26 protein-coding genes are annotated in these 26,991 nt (G+C 69.4%); 15 read left to right on the forward strand and 11 right to left on the reverse strand.

From position 1 onward, the window contains the following. Positions 1 to 12 precede the first annotated feature (12 nt). Positions 13 to 618, reverse strand: a complete 606-nt coding sequence (locus ACTMTI_RS11155) for a TetR/AcrR family transcriptional regulator (RefSeq protein WP_441120146.1) — start codon at positions 616 to 618, stop codon at positions 13 to 15. A 127-nt stretch (positions 619 to 745) separates the two neighbouring features. On the opposite strand from ACTMTI_RS11155, the gene ACTMTI_RS11160 reads away from it, so the two are divergent. The 6 genes from ACTMTI_RS11160 (at position 746) to ACTMTI_RS11185 (ending at position 8,411) form a co-directional block, all read left to right on the forward strand. Further along, positions 746 to 2,017: a glycosyltransferase gene (locus ACTMTI_RS11160; protein ID WP_441120148.1), complete on the forward strand. Its 1,272-nt coding sequence runs from the start codon at positions 746 to 748 to the stop codon at positions 2,015 to 2,017. Between the two features lie 14 nt (positions 2,018 to 2,031). Next, positions 2,032 to 3,429 carry an aminobutyraldehyde dehydrogenase gene (locus ACTMTI_RS11165; RefSeq protein WP_441120150.1) on the forward strand — a complete coding sequence of 466 codons (1,398 nt, stop codon included), beginning with the start codon at positions 2,032 to 2,034 and terminating at the stop codon, positions 3,427 to 3,429. 250 nt (positions 3,430 to 3,679) lie between these two features. Beyond that, positions 3,680 to 7,006, forward strand: coding sequence for a nitrate- and nitrite sensing domain-containing protein (locus tag ACTMTI_RS11170; RefSeq protein WP_441120151.1), 3,327 nt, complete (start codon positions 3,680 to 3,682; stop codon positions 7,004 to 7,006). Beyond that, positions 7,003 to 7,425 (forward strand): roadblock/LC7 domain-containing protein, encoded by a 423-nt coding sequence (locus ACTMTI_RS11175; RefSeq protein WP_103955849.1) that lies wholly within the window; start codon positions 7,003 to 7,005, stop codon positions 7,423 to 7,425. Before ACTMTI_RS11170 ends, ACTMTI_RS11175 begins: the two co-directional genes overlap by 4 nt. A gap of 22 nt (positions 7,426 to 7,447) precedes the next feature. After that, the gene (locus ACTMTI_RS11180) at positions 7,448 to 7,852 is read left to right on the forward strand and encodes a DUF742 domain-containing protein (RefSeq protein WP_240777152.1); all 405 of its coding nucleotides are present in this window, start codon (positions 7,448 to 7,450) and stop codon (positions 7,850 to 7,852) included. A 28-nt stretch (positions 7,853 to 7,880) separates the two neighbouring features. Next, positions 7,881 to 8,411 (forward strand): GTP-binding protein, encoded by a 531-nt coding sequence (locus ACTMTI_RS11185; RefSeq protein WP_441120153.1) that lies wholly within the window; start codon positions 7,881 to 7,883, stop codon positions 8,409 to 8,411. 120 nt (positions 8,412 to 8,531) lie between these two features. Here the strand turns inward: ACTMTI_RS11185 and ACTMTI_RS11190 are convergent, their stop codons facing one another. After that, positions 8,532 to 9,077 (reverse strand): GrpB family protein, encoded by a 546-nt coding sequence (locus tag ACTMTI_RS11190; protein ID WP_441120154.1) that lies wholly within the window; start codon positions 9,075 to 9,077, stop codon positions 8,532 to 8,534. A gap of 122 nt (positions 9,078 to 9,199) precedes the next feature. Here ACTMTI_RS11190 and ACTMTI_RS11195 point away from each other — a divergent pair, with 122 nt between their 5' ends. Both ACTMTI_RS11195 and ACTMTI_RS11200 read left to right on the forward strand, forming a co-directional pair. Beyond that, positions 9,200 to 9,643 (forward strand): VOC family protein, encoded by a 444-nt coding sequence (locus tag ACTMTI_RS11195; RefSeq protein ID WP_441120156.1) that lies wholly within the window; start codon positions 9,200 to 9,202, stop codon positions 9,641 to 9,643. A gap of 308 nt (positions 9,644 to 9,951) precedes the next feature. Next, positions 9,952 to 11,388: a glycoside hydrolase family 6 protein gene (locus ACTMTI_RS11200; RefSeq protein WP_441120158.1), complete on the forward strand. Its 1,437-nt coding sequence runs from the start codon at positions 9,952 to 9,954 to the stop codon at positions 11,386 to 11,388. Between the two features lie 92 nt (positions 11,389 to 11,480). Here ACTMTI_RS11200 and ACTMTI_RS11205 read toward each other — a convergent pair whose 3' ends face one another. The 5 genes from ACTMTI_RS11205 to ACTMTI_RS11225 all read right to left on the reverse strand — a co-directional run bounded on the left by ACTMTI_RS11205 (position 11,481) and on the right by ACTMTI_RS11225 (position 15,515). Next, positions 11,481 to 11,720: a hypothetical protein gene (locus ACTMTI_RS11205; protein WP_441120160.1), complete on the reverse strand. Its 240-nt coding sequence runs from the start codon at positions 11,718 to 11,720 to the stop codon at positions 11,481 to 11,483. Between the two features lie 198 nt (positions 11,721 to 11,918). Further along, positions 11,919 to 12,689, reverse strand: a complete 771-nt coding sequence (locus ACTMTI_RS11210) for an ABC transporter ATP-binding protein (protein WP_441120162.1) — start codon at positions 12,687 to 12,689, stop codon at positions 11,919 to 11,921. A 117-nt stretch (positions 12,690 to 12,806) separates the two neighbouring features. After that, complete coding sequence (locus ACTMTI_RS11215) at positions 12,807 to 13,667, reverse strand: ABC transporter permease (protein WP_441120164.1); 861 nt, start codon at positions 13,665 to 13,667, stop codon at positions 12,807 to 12,809. Between the two features lie 43 nt (positions 13,668 to 13,710). Then, positions 13,711 to 14,523, reverse strand: coding sequence for an ABC transporter permease (locus ACTMTI_RS11220; protein ID WP_441120166.1), 813 nt, complete (start codon positions 14,521 to 14,523; stop codon positions 13,711 to 13,713). Continuing rightward, a complete protein-coding gene (locus ACTMTI_RS11225) occupies positions 14,520 to 15,515 on the reverse strand; it encodes an ABC transporter substrate-binding protein (protein ID WP_441120168.1) in 996 nt (331 codons plus the stop codon). The genes ACTMTI_RS11220 and ACTMTI_RS11225 overlap by 4 nt, the downstream gene beginning before the upstream one ends. A 517-nt stretch (positions 15,516 to 16,032) precedes the next feature. Here ACTMTI_RS11225 and ACTMTI_RS11230 point away from each other — a divergent pair. The 7 genes from ACTMTI_RS11230 to ACTMTI_RS11260 all read left to right on the forward strand — a co-directional run bounded on the left by ACTMTI_RS11230 (position 16,033) and on the right by ACTMTI_RS11260 (position 23,253). Beyond that, entirely contained in the window at positions 16,033 to 18,945 is a 2,913-nt protein-coding gene (locus ACTMTI_RS11230) for a nitrate- and nitrite sensing domain-containing protein (protein ID WP_441120170.1), read from the forward strand. Then, positions 18,942 to 19,364 carry a roadblock/LC7 domain-containing protein gene (locus tag ACTMTI_RS11235; protein WP_441120172.1) on the forward strand — a complete coding sequence of 141 codons (423 nt, stop codon included), beginning with the start codon at positions 18,942 to 18,944 and terminating at the stop codon, positions 19,362 to 19,364. The genes ACTMTI_RS11230 and ACTMTI_RS11235 overlap by 4 nt, the downstream gene beginning before the upstream one ends. 71 nt (positions 19,365 to 19,435) lie before the next feature. Beyond that, positions 19,436 to 19,783 (forward strand): DUF742 domain-containing protein, encoded by a 348-nt coding sequence (locus tag ACTMTI_RS11240; protein WP_441120285.1) that lies wholly within the window; start codon positions 19,436 to 19,438, stop codon positions 19,781 to 19,783. After that, the gene (locus ACTMTI_RS11245; RefSeq protein ID WP_441120174.1) at positions 19,764 to 20,351 is read left to right on the forward strand and encodes a GTP-binding protein; all 588 of its coding nucleotides are present in this window, start codon (positions 19,764 to 19,766) and stop codon (positions 20,349 to 20,351) included. Before ACTMTI_RS11240 ends, ACTMTI_RS11245 begins: the two co-directional genes overlap by 20 nt. 84 nt (positions 20,352 to 20,435) lie before the next feature. Beyond that, positions 20,436 to 21,815, forward strand: a complete 1,380-nt coding sequence (locus ACTMTI_RS11250; protein ID WP_441120176.1) for an aldehyde dehydrogenase family protein — start codon at positions 20,436 to 20,438, stop codon at positions 21,813 to 21,815. Between the two features lie 4 nt (positions 21,816 to 21,819). Next, a complete protein-coding gene (locus ACTMTI_RS11255; RefSeq protein ID WP_441120178.1) occupies positions 21,820 to 22,257 on the forward strand; it encodes a DUF3598 family protein in 438 nt (145 codons plus the stop codon). Further along, positions 22,258 to 23,253 carry a nitrilase-related carbon-nitrogen hydrolase gene (locus ACTMTI_RS11260; protein WP_441120180.1) on the forward strand — a complete coding sequence of 332 codons (996 nt, stop codon included), beginning with the start codon at positions 22,258 to 22,260 and terminating at the stop codon, positions 23,251 to 23,253. On the opposite strand, the gene ACTMTI_RS11265 is transcribed toward ACTMTI_RS11260, so the two are convergent. The 4 genes from ACTMTI_RS11265 to ACTMTI_RS11280 form a co-directional block, all read right to left on the reverse strand. Beyond that, entirely contained in the window at positions 23,250 to 24,032 is a 783-nt protein-coding gene (locus ACTMTI_RS11265; RefSeq protein WP_441120182.1) for an ABC transporter permease, read from the reverse strand. The two genes, ACTMTI_RS11260 and ACTMTI_RS11265, sit on opposite strands and share 4 nt — an antisense overlap. After that, positions 24,029 to 24,808 (reverse strand): ABC transporter permease, encoded by a 780-nt coding sequence (locus ACTMTI_RS11270; protein WP_441120184.1) that lies wholly within the window; start codon positions 24,806 to 24,808, stop codon positions 24,029 to 24,031. Before ACTMTI_RS11270 ends, ACTMTI_RS11265 begins: the two co-directional genes overlap by 4 nt. Beyond that, on the reverse strand, positions 24,805 to 25,782 hold the full coding sequence (locus ACTMTI_RS11275; RefSeq protein WP_441120186.1) for an ABC transporter substrate-binding protein: 978 nt from the start codon (positions 25,780 to 25,782) through the stop codon (positions 24,805 to 24,807). The genes ACTMTI_RS11270 and ACTMTI_RS11275 overlap by 4 nt, the downstream gene beginning before the upstream one ends. Before the next feature lie 147 nt (positions 25,783 to 25,929). Then, complete coding sequence (locus ACTMTI_RS11280; protein ID WP_441120188.1) at positions 25,930 to 26,925, reverse strand: ABC transporter substrate-binding protein; 996 nt, start codon at positions 26,923 to 26,925, stop codon at positions 25,930 to 25,932. Positions 26,926 to 26,991: the final 66 nt, after the last annotated feature.

Genomic DNA, 26,991 nt, shown 5'->3' on the forward strand with positions numbered 1-26,991 from the left:
GCGGCGCGCCGGTCAGCCTGCCAGGTCGTTGCCCGTGGCGGCGCGGGCGTAGCTCAGGATCAGCTCGGCCGCCTCCTCCGGGCCGATCACCGGGTGCCGGGCCGTGATGCGATAGCCGTAGGCGTCCTCCAGGGCCACCAGGTTGCGGGCGATCGTCAGCGAGCCGGCGGTCAGCCGGAACACGCCCAGCGCGGCTCCCGTGTCCAGGATCGCCTGGTACATCGACACCTGGCGGTCGTAGAGCGAGGTGAGCAGCACGCCGTAGACCCGGTTGCGGCCCGCCGCCCCGCCCAGCTCGTTGAGCAGGCGCACGTCCGGGTCGAGCGGCCCGGTCGGCAGCCCCGATTTGATCGTGACGACCAGCTTCTCCGCAGGGTCGGCGAACTCCGCCAGCCGGCGGACCCGCTGCTCGTAGAAGCGCTCCATGCCCGCGTGCTGCGCCTCGATGAGCAGCTCGCCGAGGTCGGGGTAGTGGTAGAGCACGGCCCCGGAGGTCAGCCCGGCCTCCTCGGCCACGTGCGAGAGCTGTACACCGTCGACACCGTGACGGATGATGGCCCTGCGCGCGGCCTCGATCAAGTCGATGCGCCGGTCACTCCGGCTTTTACGCTGAGCCACCCTCACCCCACCCTCACCTGTTTGGCTACCGTTCAGTTAGCCGTGACCATAGTGCCGTGAAGTAGACCTTCGCGCTAGCGTAGATCTTGAATTGCCCTTCAAATTGATGAGATCCCCCGGAGTCTCGATGTCTCTCACGATCCTGTTCATGCCGGAAAGCGCGTACGGCCCGACCAACAACTCCATCGGCATCGGCGACATCCTGCGCCGACGCGGCCACCGCGTCGTCTTCGCCGCCGAGGCGTCGTGGAAGGGCAAGCTCGAAGCGCTCGGCTTCGAGGAAGACCTCGTCGACCTCGCGCCGCCCCCCGAGAGCGCCGAGGAGCAGGACCCGGGCCAGTTCTGGAAGGACTTCATCCGGGAGACCGCGCCCGAATACCGCAAGAGCACGCTGGAGCAGCTCGAGACCGTCACCAAGCCCATCTGGGCCGAGCTGATCGAGGGGGTCAAATACTGCGAGCCGCAGCTCAAGGCCATCATCGAGCGGGTGAACCCGGACGTGATCGTCGAGGACAACGTGATCACATTCCCGGCGCTGCTCACTGCGGGCCGGAAATTCGTCCGCATCGTCTCCTGCAACCCCCTCGAAGTGCGTGGCGAGGGCGTCGCGCCGGTCTTCTCCGGCCTGCCTGCCGGCGACCGCTCGGAGTGGGACGCCTTCCGCGCCGAGTACGACCGCACCCACCGCGAGCTGTGGACAGCCTTCAACGAGTGGTGCGTCGAGCAGGGCACCGAGCCGCTGCCCGACCTCGACTTCATCCACCAGGGTGACCTGAACCTCTACGTCTACCCGGAGCTCCTCGACTACACCGACGCGCGCCCGCTGGGCCCGTCGTGGCAGCGGCTCGACTCCTCGGTACGCGAGACCGACGAGGAGTTCACGCTGCCCTTCGACCGGGGTGAGGGCTCGCTGATCTACTTCTCGCTCGGCTCGCTCGGCTCCTCCGACGTGGAGCTGATGCAGCGGGTGATCGACGTGCTGGCCGCCACTCCGCACCAGTACATCGTCTCCAAAGGCCCGCTGCACGAGGAGATCAAGCTGGCGGCCAACATGTGGGGCGCGGAGTTCCTGCCGCAGACCAAGATCATACCGCAGTGCGACCTGGTCATCACCCACGGCGGCAACAACACGACCACCGAGGCGCTGCACTTCGGCAAGCCGATGATCTTGCTGCCGCTCTTCTGGGATCAGTACGACAACGCCCAGAGGGTCGATGAAATGGGCTATGGTGTCAGACTTTCGACCTACACCTTCACCGACGACGAACTGACCGGCGCGATCGCGCGACTGCTGGGTGACACCGAGCTGCGGGCGAGGCTCGCCGAAGCGGGCGAGGAGATCCGGCGTCGCGACGGCCTGCGCAAGGCCGCCGACCTGATCGAGCAGCTCGGCCAGTGAGGACATGACCTTCCATGCGTGAACTGATCAACCCCGCCACCGGGCTAGCGTGTGCCGAAATTCCGGACACGCCGGTGGAGGGCGTGGCGTCGGCCGTACAGACGGCTCGGGCGGCGTTCGCGGAGTGGTCGCAGACCACTCCGGCCGAGCGCGCACGGCTGCTGCTGCGGCTGGCCGACCTCGTGGAGGCCGACGCCGAGGAACTGACCAGGCTCGAGGTCGAGGAGACGGGCAAGCCGGCGGCGGTGTTCAGGGACGGCGAGCTGCCGTTCGCCGTGGACAACCTGCGCTTCTTCGCCGGCGCCGCCCGCTCGCTCGAAGGCTCGGGCGCCGGGGTGTTCAGCCCCGGCTACACCTCGGTCATGCTGCGCCGTCCCGTCGGGGTGGTGGGGTCGATCGCGCCGTGGAACTTCCCGTTCGTCATGGCGGTATGGAAGGTCGGCCCGGCGGTGGCCGCGGGCAACGCGGTCGTGATCAAGCCGGCCCCGCAGACGCCGCGTACGACGCTGCGGCTGGCCGAGCTGTTCCTCAAGGCGGGCGCTCCCGAAGGGCTCGTGCAGGCCCTCACGGGCGACGCCGAGGTGGGTCAGGCGCTCGTCACCGACCCCGGCGTGGACATGGTCAGCGTGACCGGCTCCACGGAGACCGGCAGGGCCGTGATGACCGGCGCCGCGGCCACGCTCAAGCGGGTGCACCTGGAGCTCGGCGGCAAGGCCCCCGCGCTGGTCTTCGCGGACGCCGACCTGGCGGAGATGGCGCACGGCGTGGCGATGGGGGCGACCTACAACACCGGGCAGGACTGCACGGCCGCCACCCGCGTGTACGTCGCCCGCGAGGTCTACGCGGACGCGGTGGAGGCCCTCCGGGCAACTCTTGCCGAAATTTCCTTCGGTGACCCCTGGGATCCGGCGACCGACATCGGCCCGCTGATCTCGGCCGCCCACCGGGAGCGGGTGCACGGGTTCGTCTCCCGCTCCGGGGGGCGTGTGCTGCACGGAGGCGCCCCGGTCGAGGGGCCCGGATTCTTCTACCCGCCCACGCTTGTGACCGATGTCGCACAGGACAGCGAGATTGTGCAAGGTGAGCTTTTCGGGCCGGTCGTGGTGGCCCTGCCGTTCGACGGCGAGGACGAGGCGGTCAGTTTGGCCAACGACACCCGGTATGGTCTTGCTTCCTCGGTGTGGTCGCGCGACGTCTCCAGGGCGATGCGCGTCTCGCACCGCCTTGATGTGGGGGTGACCTGGGTGAACGACCATCTGCCCATCGCCAGCGAGGCGCCCCACGGCGGGGTGAAGGGCAGTGGGTTCGGCAAGGACATGAGCCAGGAGGCGGTGCAGGAGTACTCGGTGACGCGGCACCTGATGGTGAAGCACGCGGCGCCGGTTGAGCGGGATTCTTTTCGGCCCGCCTAAAACGTGTACGGCGAGATGCGCCCTGAAGTGCTGCGACGGGCGTGTTTGATGGGATATGTTCGGTTGGCCGATCTGGTACGGGTTGTGTTCCAATTACCCAGCCGGACAGAATCCCATGCGCCACACGCGTGTCTGATTTTTTCGAGCACGTACCGGCGAGAGGTTGCGAGAGTCAGTGAGGACGGAAAACCCCAGACACACGAGGTCAGGGGAGTACACAGGCGGCAGGTTCCGGCTGGGGAACTGGCGTGTGCGCTCGAGGCTGGTCGCACTGATCCTCATCCCGACGGTCGTCGGCGTGCTGCTCGCCGGTGTCCAACTGGCCGACGCCATCGCCACCAGCGCCGGATACCAGCGGCTCACCCGGGTCGCCGAGCTGGTGCAGCACATCGGCGCGCTCAACCATGAGCTCGGCAAGGAACGCACCCTCACCGCATGGTACGTCGCCGACCGCAACAGGGCCGGGCGCTTCACCCAGCTCAAGACCCAGCGGCTGGCCACCGACAAGGTGAAGGCGCAGGTGCTCTCCGCCGCGTCGGCCATCGACGAGTCGCACTCGGCCCGCATCCGCGAGGGCGTCGTCAACCTGCGCCGCTGGCTCGACGGCCTCAACAGCCTGCGTGACTCCATGGTGGGCAACGTGCCGCCGCGTGCCGCCATCAGCACGTACAGCACCATGATCGACGTCTTCGATACGGTCCAGGCCGGTCTCGGTGACGGCGTCAGCGACGACCACCTCCAGCGGGACGTGGCCGGGCTCGGTTCGCTGCAGCGCATGAAGGAGGAGGTCTCGCGTCAGCAGGTCATCCTCATCGTCGCGCTCGTCGAGCGCGAGCTCGACAACGAAGCCATCACCGACTTCCTCGGCTCGTGGAACAAGCAGCAGGCCGCACAGGCCGCCTACGAGCAGGAAGTGCCCGACGTCGAGCACCTGAAGGAGTTCCAGCAGGGCGTCAGGGGGCCGCAGATCGACCTCGCCGACGCCATGCGGCAGCGCGCGCTGGCCCAGATCCGCGAGTACAACAGGATCAAGGACCTGGACGTCACCACCAGCAGGGACCTGTCCCGCTGGTACGACAGCACCACGGCGACCGTCAACGCCATGCGCAAGGTCGAGGGAAGCCTGTCCACCGAAATCTTGACGACCACCCGCGACCTGAGCGAGGGCGAGCAGCGCAGCGCGATCATCTCCGGCGCGATGATCCTCGTCCTGCTGCTCCTCGTCCTGATCTTCACCACCCGCGTGGCCGGCTCGCTGGTCCGCCCGCTGCGCCGGCTGCGCGCCGAGGCGCTCCAGGTCGCCACCACCCGGCTGCCCGAGACCGTCCGCGTGCTGCGCGAGTCCGGCGACGGCGCGCAGATCCCCGAAGTGCCCACGGTCGGCGTCAACACCCGCGACGAGATCGGTGAAGTCGCGCGGGCGTTCGACGAGGTCCACCGCGAGGCGATCCGGCTGGCCGGCGACGAGGCCAAGCTGCGCGCCAACGTCAACGCGATGTTCGTCAACCTCTCCCGCCGCAGCCAGACGCTGGTCGAGCGGCAGCTGCAGCTCATCGAGGGCCTGGAGCAGGGCGAGGAGGACGAGCAGCGGCTCGCGAACCTGTTCAGGCTCGACCACCTGGCCACCCGCATGCGCCGCAACAGCGAGAACCTGCTGGTCCTCGCCGGCCAGGAGGCCGCGCGTAAGTGGAGCGAGCCGGTCCCGCTGGTCGACGTCGCCCGTGCCTCGCTGTCCGAGGTCGAGAACTACGAACGCGTCCAGATCCAGATTCCGTCCGGCACGCTGATCGTCGGCCCTGCCGTCACCGACGCCGTCCACCTGCTCGCCGAGCTGATCGAGAACGCGATTTCGTTCTCCCCCCGCGAGAGCAAGGTCACGGTCACCAGCACGCCCGTCGAGGGCGGCGTGCTGGTCACGATCAACGACCTGGGCATCGGCATGAGCCAGGAGGAGCTGACCGAGGCCAACTGGCGGCTGGCCAACCCGCCGGTCGTGGACGTGTCGGTGTCGCGGCGCATGGGCCTGTTCGTGGTCGGCCGGCTGGCCCTGCGGCACGGCGTCAGGGTCCAGCTCAGCATGCGCGAGACGGGCGGCCTGAGCGCGCTGGTCATGCTGCCCGACATGCTCATCACCAGCGAACTGGGGGTGCCGCAGCAGGGCGGGCAGTACGAGGCGTTCACGTCGTTCGACCCGGCCATGTTCGGGCAGGAGCCCTCGTCGAACGGGCAGCACGCGATGCCCTCGCTCGACACGCCCGACCGAGTGATCGACACGCAGTGGCCGGGTTCGCTGCCCGCGCCGGGGACCGGTAACTGGCCGTCCTTCGGCGAGCAGCCACCCGCCTTCGGTGATCAGCCACCGGCCTTCGGCGAGCCCTCCCCGTCCTTCGGCGAGCAGCCTGCGGCCTTCGGGGAGCAGCCTGCCGCTTTCGGCGACCAGCCGCCCGCCTTCGGTGATCAGCCGGCGGCCTTCGGCGAGCGCCCCGCGGCTTTCGGCGAGCCCTCTCCGCCCTTCGGGGAGCAGCCGCCTGCTTATGGCGAGCAGCCCGCCGCCTTCGGCGGGGAGCAGGCCTTCGGGGAGCGCCCGCGGGAGGCGCAGGACGAGCCGCGCTGGCCGTCCTTCGCCGAGGAGCCACCGTCGGACGCGCGGCCACAGGAAGACCACCGCTGGTTCGGCGAGGAAAACCGCTGGCCGCCGTTCGCGGAGGAGCCGCCGCCCCCCACCGCGCAGCCCCAGTCGTTCGCCGAGAACCGGTGGCCGTCGTTCGCCGAGCAGCCGCCGCCTCTGCAGAGCGACGAGCCGCGCTGGCCCTCCTTCGCCACCGAGCCGCCGAAGGACCAGGACGAGTCCCGATGGTCGTCCTTCGCCGACCCGCTGCCGCGCAGGTCGCTGTTCGAGGTGGACGAGCCGTCGCGGCCGCGGTTCGGCGAGGACCAGCGCTTCGGCGAGTCCGCCGAGCCGTTCGAACAGAACGGGCGCAGCAACTACGGACCCTTCGGCCCGGGGGACTACTCCTCGCAGGACATGACCGGACCGCTCCCCGTGGTGCGCAACACGCCCATGGAGGAGCAGAACGAGGAGTTCCTGCCGATCTTCTCGTCGGTCGGCTCGGACTGGTTCCGGCGGCCGGACCCCGAGCAGTTTCAGCCGCCGGCGGAGCCGGAGCCGGAGATCACGGCCGTGCATCCGGCCGTGCCTGCCGACCCGCCCGCGGCTCCCTTCGCACCGGAGGCGCCGGTCGCCTCCGGGACGACGGGCAAGTCGGCGCTGCCGCGGCGCACTCCCGGCCAGTCCGGCGCCGGCGCGTCCTGGTCCTCGCCGGCGGACTCCGGCTTCCAGGCCGCGCAGGCCGCCGCGCAGCCCGCACAGGGCGGCACGACGTCTTCGGGCCTGCCCCGTCGCGTTCCCAAGGCGAATCTGGTGCCCGGTACGGCTAGCCTTGCCGAGCCCCAGGTCACGTCACCAGCGCCGCAGGTCTCGCCCGAGCGGCTGCGCAGCAGGCTCTCCAGCTTCCAGCAGGGTGTCCGCCAGGGCCGAGCGTTCACCCGCGGAGAAGAAAATGAGGAGGACAAATGAGAGAGATGAGCCAGGGAGCGCGTGGTATAAGCTGGCTGATCACGGACTTCGTGAACAACGTGCCAGGCGTCGCGCACACGGTTGTGGTCTCGTCCGACGGCTTGCCGCTGGCCTTCTCCGAGGGTTTCCCCAAGGATCGGGCCGACCAGCTCGCGGCGGTCGCATCTGGCGTGATCAGCCTGACCCAGGGCGCAGCGCGGGTCTTCGAGGGCGGTATGGTGACCCAGACCGTCATCGAGATGCAGCGTGGGCTCTTGATGATCATGTCCATCAGTGATGGCTCCTGCTTGGCGGTCCTGGCCGCTCCCGACTGTGACATGGGCCTGGTGGCTTACCAGATGACCCTGCTGGTCGAGCGGGCGGGGCAGGTGCTCACTCCGGCCGTACGTGCGGAGTTGCAAGCAACCCGCCCCCGCTAGGCGCTGGGCGTGACAGGAGATCATGGTGACAGGTCAGGGTTGGGCTGGTGATAGCACTCCGCCGCATCCGGCGGCCCCGCGTCCGCAGAAGCAGAGCTCCCTGGTACGGCCCTATGCCGTGACCGGGGGGCGCACCGCGCCGCGGATGAAGTTCGCCATGGAGGCACTGGTGTCCTCCGTGACGTCGGAATACCAAGATATTTCCCTACTTAGTCCGGAGTATCAGGCGATCATCCAGCTGACGCGGAACGTCCGGTCGGTTGCGGAGATCTCCGCCCTTTTGCGGCAGCCCCTCGGCGTGGTCCGGGTGCTGATCGCCGACATGGCGTCGGAGGGCCTGATCCGCGTGCACCAGCCTGCGCTGGACGCCGGAAAGCCGGACCTGAACTTGCTCGAAAGGGTGCTCAGTGGACTTCGCAGGCTCTAGCCCCGGCCTAACCTCGACGAAGATCGTCGTGGCCGGGGGCTTCGGCGTGGGGAAGACGACGTTCGTGGGTGCGGTCTCGGAGATCCTGCCGCTCACCACGGAAGCGGTCATGACGGACGCCTCGGCGCACGTGGACGACGTCTCCCTCACGCCGAACAAGACGACCACGACCGTCGCCATGGACTTCGGCCGGGTCTCGCTCGACCGTGACCTGATCCTCTACCTGTTCGGCACGCCCGGACAGCACCGCTTCTGGTTCATGTGGGACGACCTGGTACGTGGCGCGATCGGGGCGGTCGTCCTCGTGGACACCCGCCGGCTGGCGGACAGCTTCCCGGCCATCGACTATTTCGAAGAGGCGAAACTGCCGTTCGTGATAGGCATCAACGGCTGGGACGGCCAGTTCGCCCACGCGGAGGAGGAAATCCGCGAGGCCCTGTCGATCGGCGGCCACATCCCGATCGTGCGCCTGGACGCCCGGCAGCGCGAATCGGTCAAGTCCACCCTGATCACCTTGGTGGAACACGCCCTCGCCCGCCACATGCACACGCCGGTATAGACGTTCTCGGGTGCCGCCGGGGGAGTCGGACAGCCCCCGCCGGCACCCATCCCCTGCCCTGCTGGACTGCGGCCTCGCGCAGCGGGCGGATGGGCAAGCCGGGCGGGACGGAGCGCCGGCTCACGCGTCGCTCGGGCCCAGTCGCCAGCCGATGCTTTTGGCCCAGGTGTCCGCATGGCGCAGGATGTCCCAGACGTACGGCTCCTTCGCGGCGACGTACTGCGGCCGCTCATCGCGAAACTTCTCCGCACACCGCCGTTTGGCGTCAGCGAACCCAGCCGCGGCGTCGGGATGAACCCGCAGGTAGTCGCGGAACAGCAGGGGAAGCTGCTGGGAGAAGCTGCCGAGCTCGCGTACGTGGACATGGGTTCGGCGGCTTCCCGGCGCCTCCCGGAAGTAGCGCTTGGTCAGCTCGGGATTGTCCGCCCGATACACCAGGCCGAGGCGTTCCAGCGGTGTTCTGAAGGCGTCCAGCGGTTCGAATGACCGCACCGAGATCTGGACGTCGATCACCGGCTTGGCGGCCAAACCGGGAACCGACGTCGATCCGATGTGATCGATCCGCACCGCGACGTCGCCGAGCGCCGCACGCAACGTCCTGCCCAGGGTGGCGAACTCCAGCGGCCAGGCCGGGTCGTAGTCCACGATCTCCACGGGATCTCCCATGGCCCGATTGTGTCTCACTCCGTCCACCGGCGATTCCTTCACCCGGGCCAAGCAAAAGTGCTCAATTGATGAACACTTTGGAAGAGAGACTCGTCGTACAACCACGACGAGAGGAACCACACATGCTGCGCGGACTCACCACCGTCTGCTTCTACGCTTCCGACTTCGAGGCGGCGAAGCGCTGGTACACCGAGGCGCTGGGCGTCGCGCCGTACCTGGACACCCCGGACTACATGGAGTTCCGCATCGGCGATTACCAGCACGAGCTGGGCTTCGTCCACAGCTCGCACGCGCAGACCGAGCTGGCCATGACTCCGGCCCCCGACACGGTCGGCCCGGCGGGCGCCCTCGTGTTCTGGCACGTGAACGATGTGCCGGCGGCCCTTGCCAGGCTCGTGGCCATGGGCGCGAAAGAGCACGACTCTCCGCGAGACCGCGGCGAGGGCTTCATCACCGCCTCGGTGATCGACCCCTGGGGCAACATCCTCGGCCTGATGTACAACCCGCACTACCTGAGCATCCTGTCCGCACTCAAGGACACGCCCGAGCCGGCGCGCCGCGTCTGAAGGCTCGCGGCATGACGGCGCTTCCGTTTCACGAAGACCTGGACACCTCCAGCAGCGCCGACTTTCCCCGATGCCGGAACTGAGCGGGTCGGCCTTGTCCGGCAGCTCGCCGGACAGGGCCAGGGAGGTGGCGACGGCGCCGTAGGCTGCGGGGCGCGGCATCGAGGTCTCCATCCGGGCACTTCAGATCACTCACTGAGCGCCGGTGAAAGATCATCCGGATGTCGACATGTGTTCTCACGGAATCCCTTGACCTTGTCGGGAGGGTCAGTGATGATCAACGGCGACACCGGCCGAAAGGTAAATACGTGCGCAAAATCGTCGGCAAAGCTGCAGCTTTAGCCACCGTCCTGACAGCCGCCCTGGCCACCCACCTCGTGGTCCCGCCCGCCGCCTCCGCCGCCGCCCAGCTCGTCGGGAACGGCACCTTCACCACCTCCACCAGCCCATGGGCCGCGATCGGCCAGACCACGGTCACGGCCGAATCCGGCCGGATGCGGGTGGACGTGAAGTCCGTCGTCGCCAACCCCTGGGACGCCATGGTGGCCGCGCCCACCACCGCCGCCCTGAACCCCGGCAAGAGCTACACGCTCTCGTTCGACGCCTACTCCTCGGCCGCCTTCACGGCCCGCACGACGGTCCAGTACGCGGCCACGCCCGGCTCCAACCAGTCGCTGGCCGCGGATGTGCAGCTCACGACGGCAAGCAAGCGCTTCAGCATCCCCTTCACCGCCACGGCCGCGTCCAACACGGCCGCCGAGGTGACCTTCCAGCTCGGCGGATCCGGCGGGACGCCGGTGGTGCGCTTCGACAACGTGTCGCTGATGGAGACGCAGACGATCCGCCCGACCGCCCTGTACGTGTCCGGCAAGTCGAACCCGGCCAGATGGGCCGCCGAGAACTCGCAGACGGAAGAGGCGAAGGCCATCCAGGCCAACATCGCCAACAAGCCGATTTTTGAGTGGTTCGGCGGCTGGTTCATGGACCTCACGCTGGCCGTGGACGACTACGTGGGCGCCGCGCAGGCCCAGGATCGGTTGCCGATGCTGGTGGCGTACAACATTCCCAACCGTGACGCGTGCGCGAACCACTCGGGCGGGGGCGCCGGCGACGCGGCCGGATACCACAGGTGGATCACCGAGTTCGCCAGGGCGATCGGCAACCGGCACGCGATCGTCGTGCTCGAACCCGACGGGGTCGCCGCCGCCGAGTGCGTGACCCGCATCGGCAAGGACCCGGAGGACCAGTACCGGATGCTGCTGGACGCCACCCAGGTGCTGCGCGCCCAGGCCCCCAACGCCTGGGTCTATCTCGACGCGGGCAACGCCACCTGGATCCGGGCGGAGGACATGGCGCCGCGGCTGGTCAAGTCGGGCATCGCCAACACCCGCGGCTTCTCCCTGAACGTGTCCAACTTCATCACCACCGGCGTCACCGAGCCGTACGCCGTCGCGCTCAACGGCCACCTGTCCGGCACGGTGGGCGCCAAGAAGTACGTGATCGACACCAGCCGCAACGGCAACGGCCCGTACACGGACCCGACACCTGACGACAACTGGTGCAACCCGCCGGGGCGCACGCTCGGTGCCGCGCCGGTCAAGCAGGCGAGCGGCGCTGAGTACCTCTTCTGGGTCAAGGTGCCGGGCGACTCCGACGGCCCATGCGGGCTCGCCGGTCCCGGCCAGATCCCGGCCGGGACGTTCAGCCCCATGCTGGCGATGGCTCTGATCAACGGCAGTCCCTGAGAGGCCGCGACGGGGTGAGCTGCCGGCGGCATCGTCACCCCGTCGCGCCAGGATCGCCGGCCCGGGCTCACCCGAGCCCGGGCATCACCGGCTCATACGCGCTGGAGGACCAACCGGGCGGCCGCGTCCATCGTGTTCTCCAGGCCACCGAAGACGTGCGTCGAGCCCTGGCAGAGCACCAGATCATACGGCTCGGCGGTGGAGAACTCCGCGGCGGGCGTCAGATGCAGCGACAGCCGGTCGGACAGTCCGCGTTCGGCGGACGACAGGGCGTGCGGCGAGATGTCCACACCGTCGGCCACGGCGGAGGGGATCAGCTCCAGCGCCCGCAACGACCATTCGCCCCTGGCCGCATCCGAGATCGAAGATGCGCGCCCCCCTCGGGCAGCGCCGCCCTGCGCAGCAGCCGGTCAAGGGCGCGCCGTAACGGCGGCCCGCCACTGAAGGGCTCAGATCGCGTCTCCCTGGAGGGCCCTCAGCCAACGTACGTCGGCTGGGCCGGCTCGGCCCCGCCGTAAAGCAAGAAGGTTTTACAGGGCGGCGTGCCCGCGGACGAGACGCCCCACCTCAGCACGGAGATGGACGAAGTCGGGGTGCTCGCGGGTGGTGATCTGGTCGCGGGGGGCGGGGAGCTCCACCTTGAGGTCGCCGACCACGTGCGCCGGGGCCTTGGACAGCACCACCACGCGGTCGCCCACGTAGACGCTCTCGTCGATGTCGTGCGTGATCAGCACGATCGTCATCTGGTGGTGTCCGCGCACCTTGAGGACCAGGTCCTCCAGGTCCTCCCGGGTCTGGGCGTCCACCGAGCCGAACGGCTCGTCCATGAGCATCAGCGACGGCCGGTACGCCAGCGCCCGCGCGATCGCCACCCGCTGCTGCATACCGCCCGAGAGCTGGAACGGGTATTTGCGCTCCGCCCCCGCCAGCCCGACCGACTCCAGAGCCTCCATCGCGGCCTCGCGACGTGCGCGCTTGTCCATGTTCCTGCGGCGCAGCGGCAGCGCCACGTTGTCCGCCACCGACATCCACGGGAACAGCGAGCGGCTGTAGTCCTGGAACACCACGGCCAGGTTGTCCGGGGTCTGGCGCACCAGGTTGCCCTCGACCATGACCTGGCCGCCCGTCGGCGTGATCAGGCCGGCGATCGAACGCAGCAGCGTCGACTTCCCGCAGCCCGACGGCCCGACGATGCACAGCAGCTCGCCCTCGGCGACGCTCAGGTTGAGGCCGTCGATGGCGTGGTGAGCATTGGGGCCGCCGCCGCCGTAGATGTGGGAGAGGTTGTCTATCTCGAGCAAGGTGCTTCCTAGGGGGGCGAGACCGTGGACAACACGGCGACTGTAAAAGAGTCAGGAAAGAACTCTATCTGAGTGGGATGTACATGTCTGTGGGCTCGATCTCTCCGCAGCGTGATCCTAGCCGACCAGTTGCTGGGCGGCGTGGTGCCAGGCGAGCACCCGCCGCTCCACGATCAGGAACAGCTCGTTGAGAAGGTAGCCGAGCACGCCGAGCAGCACGATCCCGCCCCACATGGCGGGCAGGTCGAACGTCGAGTACGCGTCCGTGATCTGGAACCCGATGCCGTTCGTGGTGCCGGGCAGCAGCTCGGAGAACACCATGACGATCAAGGAGAGCGACAGCGCCAGCCGCAGCCCCGCGAACATCTTGGGCAGCGCCGACGGCAGGATCACCCGGCGCAGCCGCTCGGCCCGCGACAGCCGGAACACCTGGCACGTCTGCAGGTGCAGCGGCTCGACCGAGCGCGCGCCGTCGGCGGTGTTGAGCAGCACCGGCCACACGATGCTGAACACGATGAACGCCAGCTGCATCCGCAGCCCGAACCCGAACACCACCAGGAACACCGTGACCAGCGCAGGCGGCGGGATCGCCCGCAGGAACTGCAGCACCCCGTCGAGATAGTCGTACGCCCGGGTGGAAATTCCCACCGCCAGCCCGATCGCGACCCCGGCCAGCGCTCCCCCGGCGAACCCGGCGGCCATCCGGCCGAGGCTCGGCAGGATGTTCCCGATGGCCAGGTCGGTCAGGAACGCCTGCGAGGGCGGTCCCGAGAACCACATCGCGTGCATCCGCGCCACGATCGTGGTGGGCGTGGGGAAGAACGCGCTCCCCGCCATCCTCGTGGCGGCTTCCCAGGCGAGCACGAGCACGACCAGCACCAGCCAGCGGAACGCCGCTCGCCCCGCGCCCTTCTTGCGCGCGACTCGGGCATGCCGGGTGACCCCGGCTCTCCCGACGACTCCGGCGGTGGCTTTCATCAAGGCGCTCCCACCTCCATGCCGGTCCGGGCTTCCTTCTTCATCAGGGCTCTCCCAAGCGCGCGTGGTGCCAGCGGAAGGCGCGGCGTTCGGTCGCGACCAGCAGCGCGTTCACCGCCACCCCGAACAGCCCCACCCAGCAGACCCCGGCCAGGATGTCGGCCATCCGGGCGGGCACGGCGATCCCGGCGAAGAAGATGAACACGCCGACGCCCTCGCCCCGCCCGGCCACGATCTCGGTGCTGACGGTCAGGATGAGCGCCACTCCGGCGGCCAGCCGGAAGCCGGTCGTGATGAAGGGCGCCGACGACGGCAGCGACACCCGCAGCAGCACCGACAGCGGCCCGAAGCCGTACGACCTGAGCGATTCCTTGGCCAGGGGGTCGACGCCGCGCAGGCCGTACATGGTGTTGTAGAGAATCGGCCACAGCGAGGCGTAGAGCACGAGCGTGACGCGGAGCTGCAGCCCCGTGCCGATCACGAGGGCCACCAGCGGGATGAGCGCCACCGAGGGGATCGACCGCAGGAACTCCACGATCGAGCGGGTCGCCGCGTCGATGATCGGGACGCTGCCGAGCAGCAGGCCCAGCGGCACCGCGATCAGCGCCGCCAGGCCGAGCCCCATCGCCCAGGCGAGCAGGCTCGTCAGGGCGTGCCCCTGGAAGGCGGGGTCGAACGCGAGCGTGACCGCCCGCCCGGCGATCTCCGTCGCGGGCGGCAGGAACTCTGGGTCGACCGCGCCCGTCCGGCTGAGCAGCTCGATCAGCGCGGCGAAGCCGAGGGCTCCGGCCGCCCGGCGCGACCACCGCGTGGCGAGCCCGGCCGGGCGGGCGCGGGTCAGAGTCTGGGCGCTCACCCTGAGGTGGTGGGCGACATCAGCGACTCGACCTTGATCGCCTTGGTGAGCCACTTGGCCTCCAGCATCCAGTCGGCCACGCGCTGCAGGCGAACCGGGTTGTCGTTGCTGGAGAAGTACGGGAAGGTGACGGTCGCCGCGGTCGCCGCCTCGATCTGGGTGAAGGTCGGCAGCACCTTGGCCACCACCTCGCGGTTGTTCTCCATCAGCTTCGCCGCGTTGTGGATGGCCCGCTGGAACGCCGCCGCGACCTTGGGGTTCTTGTCGTACCAGTCCTGCGTGCTGACGTACCCGGAGATCGGGAACTCGGCGGCGGGACCGGACGCCGGGTCGAGGATCTTGCGGGCGCCCATCGTCGAGGTGGCCGCGGTGACCATGGGCTCGCCCAGGTAGGCGGCGTCGATCTGGCCGCCCCGCCACGAGGGCATGATGTTCTGGAACGTCACCTGGACGTATTTGATCGAGGCCGGATCGACGTTGTTGGCCTTGAGCACCTGGGCGAGCGCCAGTTCCTGGAAGTTGTGCAGGACGTTCACGTTGATCGTCTTGCCTTCGAGGTCCTTGGCCGTCTTGATGGGCGAGTCCGGCAGCGCCATGATGCTCAGCGAGTCAGGGGCGGCGCGCGAGCCCTCGGCCAGGATCCGCAGCTTCAGCGATCCCTTGTCGTGGGCCTGGAACATGGACACGTAGTTGCCGAACATGGCGTCGATCTCGCCGTTCAGCAGCATGGGGATGGCTTCCGGCGCGGCCTGGACGATCTGCGGGGTGACTTCCAGGCCCTCCTTCTCGAAGAGCTTCTGGTCGATGGCGACGTAGAGGGCGGCACTGTCGATGGCCGGCAGCGTGGCGATCTTGAGTTTCGTCTTCTCAAGGCCGCCGGCGGCGGACGGCGGCGCACTCGCGGTGGTGGAGCCGCTCGTGCTGCACGCGACGGCGCCGAGGATCAAAGCGAACCCGATGATGGCGGCCCTGGCGGAACGGCCAAGCCTCATGTCAGGGACTCCCTTCAGATGGAGCCAGGGGGGGACCGGAGCGGCTTCCGCTCCCGGGGGGCTGTGTGCCTGACGCACAACAGGGATTGACCGTAGCACCAAATTGGCGGTCATTATCTCGAAGATGACACTTGTGGTTGCAATGTCTGTTTCTAGCTATATCGTGAAAATTTGACGACCCGTAAGTATCTCAGTGTTTGTCCTGTTTGGGGAAGGGGGTGGCAGCGAGACTTCCGTTACTGATGGGGCGCACTATTCGATCTCTTCCGCGAATCCGGAGCCGGTTCGTGGAGCGGTCGGCTATTGCCTGTTTCCGCAGGTGGAAGGCGCTCTAACGATTCTGTCGTATTTTTCGGACAATCTGGGATAAACACCTCATTGGGGCACTAGTGGTGGTTGGCCCTGGCTAACGCTTGTGCTCAAATGGCGCTTATCTCGACGTACATATTGCCCCACGTGCTTTTACCTGCATGGTCACCCGAGAATTCCCCTCCGGGGCGAGAGGTTGCGAAGGCAAGTGAGAACGCAGAGCGCTGAAGCTTCCGCTGACCGCGAGCCGCATGGGCATCAGAAGCCACGGCTGTCCAAACCTTCCTCAAAGAGGTTCGGGCTGGGCAACTGGCACGTACGGTCGCGCCTCGTCGCGCTGATCGTCGTTCCCACGGCCGTGGCCGTGGGTCTGGGCGGGCTGAACGTGATCACCTCGCTCAGCGACGCCAGCACGTACCAGACCCTTCGAGAGGTCGCCGAGCTCAGCGAGCAGCTCGGGGCCGTCACGCACGAGCTGTCCTTCGAACGCGACGAAACCGCCCTCTACATCGCCCAGGGCCGCCCTCAGAACCGCGAGGCCCAGCTCCGCACCACCTACAGCGCCGTGAACGGCCTCATCGACAAGGCCAAGCAGCGGACCCAGGCGATCATGGACACCCACCCCGAGGCCGTGCGCCCGGTGTTGCGGCGTCTGGACGAGATCCCGACGCTGCGCGACACGGCCGTCAACGGCAAGATCCAGCCGCTGCCGATGATCCGGAAGTACTCGGAGATCATCGCCGCCATCCTGCAGTTCCACGACCAGGTCGGCCAGGTCGCGGTCGACGACGAGGTCTCCCACAGCGCCAGCTCGATGGCCGCCATCGCACGGGCCAAGGAGCAGGCGTCCAAACAGCGCGGCATCCTGGCCAGCGCACTGGACAAGAAGGGCTTCGACAGCGGAGAGCTCGACGCGCTCACCGACGCCAAGTCGCGTGAGGAGAGCGAGGAGACGCTGTTCGCCACGCTGGCCAACCTCGACCAGCTCGAGCTCTACCGCAACACGGTCGTCGGCAGGGACGTGGATCAGACGGACCTGTTCCGGCTGCGGGCCATGGCGCAGTCCGCCGAAGGCAAGGAGCTGAGCATCGGCGTCCCGGCCGACAAGGACGTGGCCACGTGGTTCGACGTCAGCACCGGGAAGATCGACGCGCTGCGCAGCGTGGAGAAGGACCTGGCCTCCTCCGTGATCCTGCGGGCCCGCGCCCTGGAGGAGGGCGCCAACCGCGCGGCGCTGATCTCCGGCGTTCTCATCCTGCTGCTGCTCCTCGTGGTGCTGGCGATCATCTCGCTCATCGCCCGCTCGCTGATCAGGCCGCTGCGCAAGCTGCGGCACGAGGCGCTGGACATCGCCGGCGCCCGCCTGCCCGAGACCGTGCAGCAGTTGCGCGAGAGCGGCGACGGCACGGTCGGCCCCGTCGTCCCGATCGGCGTGGACACGCACGACGAGATCGGCGAGGTGGCGCGGGCGTTCGACGAGGTGCACCGCGAGGCGGTACGGCTGGCGGGCGAGGAGGCGCGGCTGCGGAGCAACGTCAACGCGATGTTCGTGAACCTGTCGCGGCGCAGTCAGACGCTGGTGGAGCGGCAGATCACCCTGATCGACGGGCTGGAGCAGGGCGAGCAGGACGAGCAGCGGCTCGGTAACCTGTTCAAGCTGGACCACCTGGCCACGCGCATGCGCCGTAACAGCGAGAACCTGCTGGTCCTGGCCGGTCAGGAGCCGCCGCGCCGCTGGAGCCAACCGGTCAAGCTGGTGGACGTGGCCCGGGCCTCGCTGTCGGAGGTGGAGAACTACGAGCGGGTGGTCCTCCAGGTCCCCGATGGGGTGTCCGTGGCCGGGCAGGCCGTCAACGACGTCATCCACCTGATCGCCGAGCTGGTGGAGAACGCGCTGTCGTTCTCGCCGCGCGAGACCCGCGTCACCGTGTCCGGTAGCAGGATCGACGGCGGCGGCGTGATGCTGTCGATCACCGACTCCGGCATCGGCATGACGCAGGAGGAGCTGGCCCAGGCCAACGAGCGGCTGACCGACTCGCCGACCGTGGACGTGTCGGTCTCGCGGCGCATGGGCCTGTTCGTGGTCGCCCGGCTGGCGCACCGCCACGGAATCCGCGTCCAACTGCGCCCGCACAGCTCGGGCGGCCTGACCGCGATGGTGCTGATCCCGGAGAACATGCTCGGCTCCCAGGCCCCGACCCTCTCCGGCACGCCGTCCTTCTCCGGCAACCAGCCCTTCTCGGGGAACCAGCCGCCGTCCTTCTCGGGCAACAAGCCCTTCGCGGGCAGCCAGCCTCCCGCCTTCTCGGGCAACCAGGTCTCCGCCTTCTCCGGTGATCAGCCTCCCGCCCTCGCGGGGGTGGGGGGCGGTGACGAGCCGTACTCGGGACCGCACCCGGCTCCTCCCGCCACGGACTGGCCGCAGCCTGCCTACCGGCCCGGCCCCGGTCACCCGTCCTTCCCGTCCAACCCGGAAACCGGCGGCGGCTGGCCGGCGTCGCCCCAATGGCAGCCCGACCCGGGCGCCTGGTCCGCCGAGCCGCGCGGCTTCGACGGCGCCGACGTCTGGTCGCCGCCCCGCGGCCCCTCCTGGAACGGCGACCGCCTGCCCAAACGGCCGCTCCCCGAGCCGCCTCCGGGCGGCTGGAGCCACGACACCGTGCCGCCGCAGCGGCCCGGATTCGACTTCCACGAGTCCGAGTCCTCGGCCACGGGATCCCTCCCGGCGGCGCCGCCCGCGTCCGCCGGGGACGACTACCTGCCGATCTTCGCCGCAGTGGAGTCCGCCTGGTTCGGCCGCAACCAGAGCTGGGGATCGACCAAGGCGGACGCGGGCTGGAGCGCGGCGGAGGCGGTAGTGGAGCCGGTACGCAACGGATCGACGGCGGCCGGGCTGCCCAAGCGGGTGCCCAAGGCCAACCTGGTGCCCGGCTCGGCGGACACCTCGGCGGCCCCGAAGGGCGTGACACCGATGCCGGCGGTGTCGCCGGACCGGATACGCAGCCGCCTTTCAAGCTTCCAGCAGGGCTTCCGGGCGGCACGCGACGACATCAGCGAGGGCAGGGCGTTGCCGGGGAGTCCCTCGAGTCCGAAGCACAACGAAAGGGAGGAGGGCGCATGAGCGACCTCAGCCACGCGGCACGCGGAGTCGACTGGCTGATCACCGATTTCGTCAGCACGGTTCCTGGCGTCGCGCACGCGGTGGTGGTCTCGTCCGATGGGCTGCCGCTGGCGGCCTCGTCGGGTTTCCCGGCCGACCGGGCTGATCAGCTGGCCGCGATCGCGTCTGGCCTGGTGAGCCTGACGCACGGCGCGGCCAGGGTGTTCGAGGGTGGTGCGGTCAACCAGACGATTGTGGAGATGCAGCGCGGGCTGATGCTGATCATGTCGGTCAGTGACGGATCGTGCTTGGCTGTGCTGGCCGCCCCGGACTGCGACATGGGTTTGGTGGCGTACCAGATGACGCTGATGGTGGATCGCGCCGGACAGGTGCTGACCCCGGCTGTGCGCGCGGAGTTGCGCGCCAGCCAGACCAGGTGATGTAGGTGACAGACCCTCGATGGAACAGCGGCGGTTGGGCGCCTCCGCCACAGCCCCAGTCCCAGTCGCAGCTGAATCCTGACCCCGCTTCGCCCGTCCGCCCGTACGCGGTGACAGGTGGACGGACGGCGCCGCGGGTCAAGCTGGCGATGGAGGCCCTGGTGTCCTCGGCGACGGCCGAGCAGCGGGAGTTCTCGCATATCACGCCGGAGTACCAGGCGATCAGCGAACTATGCCGGCAGGTCAGGTCCGTCGCGGAGGTGTCGGCCCTGCTGCGGATCCCCCTCGGCGTGGTACGCGTGCTGATCGCTGACATGGCGGCCGAAGGCCTGGTCCGCGTGCACCAGCCACAGCTGGACGCCGGCAGGCCGGACGTTAATCTGCTCGAAAGGGTTCTCAGTGGACTTCGCAGGCTCTAGCCCCGGCCTCACCTCGACGAAGATCGTGGTGGCTGGAGGTTTCGGGGTGGGCAAGACGACGTTCGTCGGCGCGGTGTCGGAGATCATGCCGTTGACCACGGAGGCCGTCATGACCGACGCCTCCGAGGGGATCGACGACCTGGGCATGACGCCGCTGAAGTCGACCACGACCGTGGCCATGGACTTCGGCCGGGTCTCCCTCGATCGCGACCTGATCCTCTACCTGTTCGGCACTCCCGGGCAGCACCGGTTCTGGTTCATGTGGGACGACCTGGTACGCGGGGCGATCGGCGCGGTCGTGCTGGTCGACACGCGTCGTCTTGCCGACAGCTTCCCGGCGATCGACTATTTCGAGGAGGCGCAGTTACCGTTCATCGTGGGCGTCAACGGCTGGGACGGCCAATATCCGCACAGCGACGCCGAGGTGCGCGACGCGCTGACCCTCGCCCCGCACATCCCGCTCGTACGGCTCGACGCCCGCAAGAAGGACTCCGTCAAGAGCACCCTGATCAACCTCGTCGAGCACGCGCTCACCGTCAGGATGGCCGTGCCCGGCTGGGGCAATTAGCCGTCGAACACGCGTTGACAGGGCCGGCACCCTCATGATCAGAATGGCTGCGGGGTTCCCGACATCACAGGAGTGCCGCGGCCGATGAACGTGCGCGACCCGCTCACCGGGCAGGTCGAGCGTCCCTTCGCCGCCATCCCGCCGGACCGGCTGGCCGCCGTCGCCGCCGGGCTGCGCGCGCGGGCTCCCGCCTGGGCGAGCGCCGAGCGCGGCCCGCTCCTGTCGCGGTTCGGCGCCGCCCTCGCAGATGACGACGACCTGCTCGCCGCGCTGGTGGCCGACACCGGCAGGGTGGCGGAGTCGGTGCTGGAGCGGCAGATCACCGCCGCTCTCATCGACCGATGGGTACGCCAGGCGCCCGCGCTGCTCGCCCCGCCCGCCGAGTTCCCCGCCTCGCTGCCCGGCGTCTTCGTGGCCGGCGACGCGGTGCCGTACGAGCTGGTGGGGGTGATCAGCCCGTGGAACTTCCCGCTGCTGCTCGGCCTCATCGACGCCGTCCCGGCGCTGGCCGCCGGGTGCGCGGTGCTGGTCAAGCCGAGCGAGGTGACGCCCAGGTTCATCGAGCCGCTGATGCGGCTGGTCCCCGACGGGCTGCCGCTCCAGGTCGTCGAGGGCGACGGCGCGACAGGGGCGGCGCTGGTGGATCTGGTGGACGCCGTGGTGTTCACCGGCAGCGTGCCGACCGGGCGGCTGGTGGCGCAGGCGGCCGCCCGCGCGTTCGTGCCCGCGCACCTGGAGCTCGGCGGCAAGGACCCGGCGATCGTGCTGGCCGGGGCGGACCTGGACCGGGCGGCCGCGGCGATCCTGTGGGGCGGCACCGCCAACGCCGGGCAGTCCTGCCAGTCCATCGAGCGCGTCTACGTGGCTCGCGAGGTGCACGACGAGTTTCTGGCGCTGCTCGCGGGCAAGGCCGCACAGGTCGGGTTGACCTGCGAGGGCGGGCCGATCGGGCCGATCATCGCGCCCGACCAGCCGGACGTGCTCGCCGCGCACCTCGCCGACGCCGTGGCCAAGGGCGCGGTCGTGCACACGGGCGGCGTGATCGAGCGGCACGGCGGCGGCCACTGGTGCCGCCCCACCGTGCTGTCCGGCGTCGATCACACGATGCTGGTGATGACGGAGGAGACGTTCGGCCCGGTGCTGCCGGTCATGGCCGTGGCCGGGCCTGACGAGGCGGTCGCGCTGGCCAACGACTCGGCGTACGGGCTGTCGGCGGCCGTCTTCGCCGCCACCGAGGAGCAGGCCATGGCCGTGGCGGCGCGGCTGCGGGCCGGCGCGGTCAGCGTCGGCGACGCCTCGCTGACCGCGCTCGTCCACGAGGGGGAGAAGCATTCCTTCGGCCTGTCCGGGCTCGGCGGCTCCCGCATGGGCGCCGCCTCGATCACCCGGTTCCTGCGCCGCAGGGCGTTTCTGGTCAACCGATCCGGCGCCGCCGACCCCTGGTGGCACGCGACAAAGGAGTAGCCGCATGGGACTGCGCGCGGACATGCCGTTGCTGGCCCGGCACGAGGGCGAGTGGGAGGGCGAATACCGCCACCTCGACCGTGAGGGCAACCTGCTCGACCGGCATCGCGTCCTGATGACCTGCCGCATCGTCGACGACGCCGCCTACCACCAGGTCAACCGCTACACCTGGGACGACGGGCGGACCGAGACGCACGAGTTCCCCGGCACCTACCTCGGCGGCGGGCGGTGCGGCTTCGACACCGAGCGGCTCAAGGGCGAGTTCCGGGAGCTGGACGACACCACGATCTACCTGACGTGGGAGTACAAGGGACAGCCCCTGCGGCTCTACGAGCTGATCGTGCTCAGCACGGACGGCAAGGCGCGCAGCCGGGTCTGGCAGTGGATCGAGGACGGCGTGTGCGTGCGGCGCACCCTGATCGACGAACGGCGGGCCGGCTGAATGACCGCGTTCATCGCGCTGGCGCTGCAGGTCGAGACCAGGGCCGTCACCGCGGCCGCCGAGCCGCGGGCCGAGATCGGGGCCGCGATCGAGCGGATCGGCGCGCAGGTCGGCGCCTCCAAGGCGTGGCTCGGGTCCGACCTGCGCCTGGTGGTGCTGCCGGAATACGTGCTGACCGGGTTCCCGATGCGGGAGAGCTTCGCCGAGTGGCGGGCCAAGGCCGCGCTCGATCCGGAAGGCCCCGAATACCGGGCGCTGGCCGACCTCGCCGCGCGGCACGGGGTGTTCCTGTGTGTGAACGCCTACGAGCGCGACGAGCACTTCCCCGAGCTGTACTTCCAGGCATCGGTGATCCTCTCCCCAGGTGGAGAGGCGGTGCTGCGGTATCGCAGGCTGCACTCGATGTTCACGCCGACCCCGTACGACGTGTGGGAGCGCTACCTGGACATCTACGGCATCGACGGCGTGCTGCCGGTGGCCCGGACCGAGATCGGCAACCTGGCGGTGGTCGCGTCGGAGGAGATCCTGATGCCCGAACTCGCCCGTGCACTGGCACTGCGCGGCGCCGAGATCTTCTGCCATCCGACCTCCGAGGCGTCGTCCCCGATGCTGACGCCGAAGGCCATCGCCCGCCGGGCCAGAGCCGTCGAGAACCTGGCGTATGTGGTGTCGGCCAACAGCGGCGGCCTCACCGGCATCGCCATCCCCGTCGACTCCACCAACGGCGGCTCCGAACTGATCGACCACCAGGGGCGGGTGCTCGCGCAGGCAGGCGCGGGCGAGTCGCTGGTGGCCGCCGCGGAGCTCGACCTGGCGACGCTGCGCCGCGCGCGGCGCCGGCCCGGCATGGGCAACCTGCCGAGCCGGGTCAAGACCGGGCTGTGGGCCGAGGAGTACGCCAGGCACGACGGCGAGCGCCCCGGCGAGACCCCTGGCCGTGACCGGGCGTGGTTCCTGGCCCGGCAGGCCGAGACGATCGAGCGGCTGTACGGTTAGCCGGTCGTGCGGGCGCCCCGATGCCAGGCCAGCACCGTACGCTCGGCGCCCAGGAACGCCGCGTTGAGCGCGATGCCGAGCAGCCCGAGCAGCACGATCCCGGCCCACATGGCGGGAATGTCGAACTGGCTCTGCGCCTCCAGCATCCGGTGCCCGATGCCCTCGCTGCTGCCCACCAGCTCCGAGATGATCATCATGATGAGCGCCAGTGACACGCTCAGCCGCAGCCCGGCGAAGATCTTCGGAGACGCGGCGGGCAGGATGACCCGGGTGAGCCGCTGCCAGGGATCGAGGCGGTAGACGGCGCTGGTCTCGATGTACTGGCGGTCGATGTGGCGGGCGCCGTCCATGGAGTTGATCAGCACCGGCCAGATGACGCCGTAGACGATGGAGGCCAGCTCCATCGGCGTGCCGATCTGGAACAGCACCAGGAACAGCGGCAGCAGCGTGGCGGGCGGCACCGACCTGCCGAAGTGCAGCAGCGGCTCCACCAGCGCCGACAGCCGATGGGAGCGGCCGAGCGCCACGCCGATCACCACCCCGGCCGCGCACGCCATCGCCCAGCCCGCGAACAGCCTGCCCAGGCTCGGCAGCAGGTCGGCGACGGCCTCGTCGGTCAGGAACGCCTGCGTGAGCGGCCCCGAGAACCACATCTCGTGCAGCCTGACCGCGATCCGCGACGGTGGCGGGAAGTAGGCGGCCTGCGCCGAACGCGTCGCCAGCTCCCAGGCGAGCGCCGCCACGGGCAGCAGCCAGTACCACGCCAGCCGCCTGATCATGAAGCATCCCCCGTTCGCGTGTGGCGCCAGCGGAACGCGCGCCGCTCGCCGGCCGTGAACAGCAGGTTGGCGGCCAGCCCGATGAGGCCGGCCCACAGGGCCGCCGCCAGCATGCGATCGACCCGGTTCGCGCTGCCCGCCAGCGACAGGAACGCGCCGATCCCGCCCCCGCCGGGCGCCAGCAGCTCCACGCTCACCGCCACGATCAGGGTCACGGACACGGCGATCCGCACGCCGGTGGCGATGAACGGCGCCGCGCTCGGCAGGCTCACCCGCAGCACCACCGCCAGCGGGCCGAAGCCGAAGCTCCGCAGCGTGTCCCTGGCCAGCGGGTCGACGTCGCTCAGGCCGTACATCGTGTTGATCAGCAGCGGCCAGGAGCAGGTGTAGACGACCAGCGCGGTCTTGGCGTCCTGGCCGGCCGGGAACAGGAACATGGCCAGCGGGATCAGCGCCACCGAGGGGATCGGCCGCAGGAACTCCACCAGCGGCCGCGCCGACCGCTCCACGAACGGCACCGTGCCGAGCAGCAGCCCGGCGGGCACGGCCACCGCGATCGCGATGGCCAGCCCGCTCAGGCAGGCCGTCAGCGTGGCCAGCACGTCGGCCCTGAACTGCGCCTCCAGCGGCAGCCGCGCCGCCGCCACCAGCACATCCGACATGTACGGCAACACGTCGGGAACCAGCCCCGCCCGCCCCGCCAGCTCGGCGACGGCGATGAACCCGGCGACTCCGGCGACCCCCAGAACGCCCCGCTCGAGGCGCCCGCCGATCATCCGGCCGGCGGCGCGAACAGCTGCGCCACGTCCACCTTCGCCTTGAGGTAGCCATAGCCGTGCAGCAGGTCGGCCAGCTTCTGGACGCCGGCCTTGTCGGCCTGCAGGGAGAACTTGCCGAGTGTCATGGCCGCGGCCGCCTCCGCCGGGATCTGCGTGTACGTCGGCACGACCTCGTCGATCGCCTTGCGGTCGGAGCTCGCGATCTCCTGCGCCTTGGCGAGGGCGCGGTGCAGGGCGGCGGCCGTCTTCGGGTTCTTGGCCAGCCACTCCTCACTGACGCCCCAGCCGTCGATCGGCACGCCGGCCGTCACGCCGTCCGTGGTGTCGATGATCTGAGTGGCGCCGCTCTTCTTCGCCGCGGTCAGGAACGGCTCCACCAGCCAGGCCGCGTCCACGCTGCCGGAGGACAGCGCGCTGAGCTGGTCGGCGAACGGGACCTGGACGTATTTGACGTCCTCCGGCTTGAGCGCGGCCTGCTGCAGATGGGCGTTGGTGAGCGTCTGCCCGAGCGCCTTGAGCACGTTGACCGCGATCGTCTTGCCCTTGAGGTCGGCGGCCGTCTTGATGGGGGAGTCCTTGGCCACCACGACGCCGGCGACGCCGGGCGCGGCCTCCTGGCTGTGCTGGAAGAGCTTCAGCTTGGCCGCGCCCGTGTCGTTGATCGCCATCAGCGACACGTAGCTCGTCAGGAAGGCGTCCATGCTGCCGTTGAGGATCTTCGGCATGACCGCCTGCGGAGCCTGGATGATCTCGGTCTTGACCGTCAGACCCTCCGCCTGGAAGAAACCCCGCTTCTCCGCGATGAACAGCGGGGCCGACGACGGCACCGGCACCACGCCGATCAGCAGCTGTGTCTTCTCCAGCCCGCCCGCGGACGCGGTGCCGCCGCTGCCGGCCCCGCCCCCTCCTCCGCACGCGCTCAGCGCCAGCGCGACTGCCATGCCCGTGACGACGATCCTGGCCAGCTTCATGCCACTGCCCTTCTCGGTCCGGTGATCAGGTGGCGGCCGGACCACCCGGCCCCGCTCGACGATATCGGCCGGAGCGGTGATCCGCGCGAGGCGTTTGTCGACGTACGTGAGCGGGTGCGGCGCGCCGCGCGGGATCTAGCGTGACCATCATCCCTGAGGGGAAGAATAGATCATGGAGTTCGCGTCGATCTTCTGCTTGAGCATGCCGGCGTCGAGCATCAGGTCCGCCACCCGCTGGATGCGCTCGGCGCTCAGCGAGGTGGGGTAGTCGCCCAGGCTGATCGTGGTGGCGGTGTCAGCCGGGAGCTTGGTGTAGGTCGGCAGGATCTTCGTCACCGCGCTGCGATCGGTGGCCGCGACGTTCTGGGCCATGCCCATGGCCTTCTGGAAGGCCTCCAGCGTCTTGGGGTTGTTGGCCACCCACTTCTCCGTGGCGGCCCAGCCGCTGATCGGCAGGCCGTCGGTCGGGGCGGACATCGTGTCCAGCAGCATGGTGGCGCCGAGTTCCTTCTTCGCCATGCTGACGTAGGGGTCGGTCATCCAGACCGCGTCCACGTCGCCCTTGTCCAGCGCGGAGAGCCAGTTGGTGGTCGGGACCTCGACGTACTGGACGTCCTGCTCGGGGTCGAGACCGGCGGCCTCCAGGTGCGGGTTCATCGTGAGCACGCCCAGACCGGCCAGGGCGTTGACGCCGATCTTCTTGCCCTTCAGGTCCGAGACCTGCTTGATGGGGGAGTCCTTGCGCACCATGATGCCGAACGCACCGGCGGCACCCTGGTAGGAGTCGGCGATGTACTTGAACTTCTCGGTGCCCGCCTCCTGGATCGTCAGGATGGTCGCGTAGCTGCCGAGGACGATGTCCATGGTGCCGTTGGAGAGCTTGCCCAGGACCGCTTGGGGAGCCTGGATGGCCTCGGTCTTGACGCTGAGGCCCATTTCCTTGAAGAAGCCGCGATCGATGGCGATGAACAGCGGCGCGGAGTCCGCGCCGGGGTACTGGCCGACCACCAGGTCGGTCTTCATACCGGTGGCGGTGGCGGTGCTGGGGCCTTCCACCTTGCCGGCCGAACCGGAACATCCCGTGATGACGAGGATTGCTACCAGGCCGGCGAGGGCGGTGCGCCCTAATTCACCTAAGCGCATTGCGTGTCTCCTTTGACCTGGGTGTTCTGAAGTCTGCGACGGAGGCCCCGGCGCTCTCGGCGACGG

It is taken from the genome of Nonomuraea sp. H19 (genome assembly GCF_052068215.1).
GTDB lineage: Bacteria > Actinomycetota > Actinomycetes > Streptosporangiales > Streptosporangiaceae > Nonomuraea.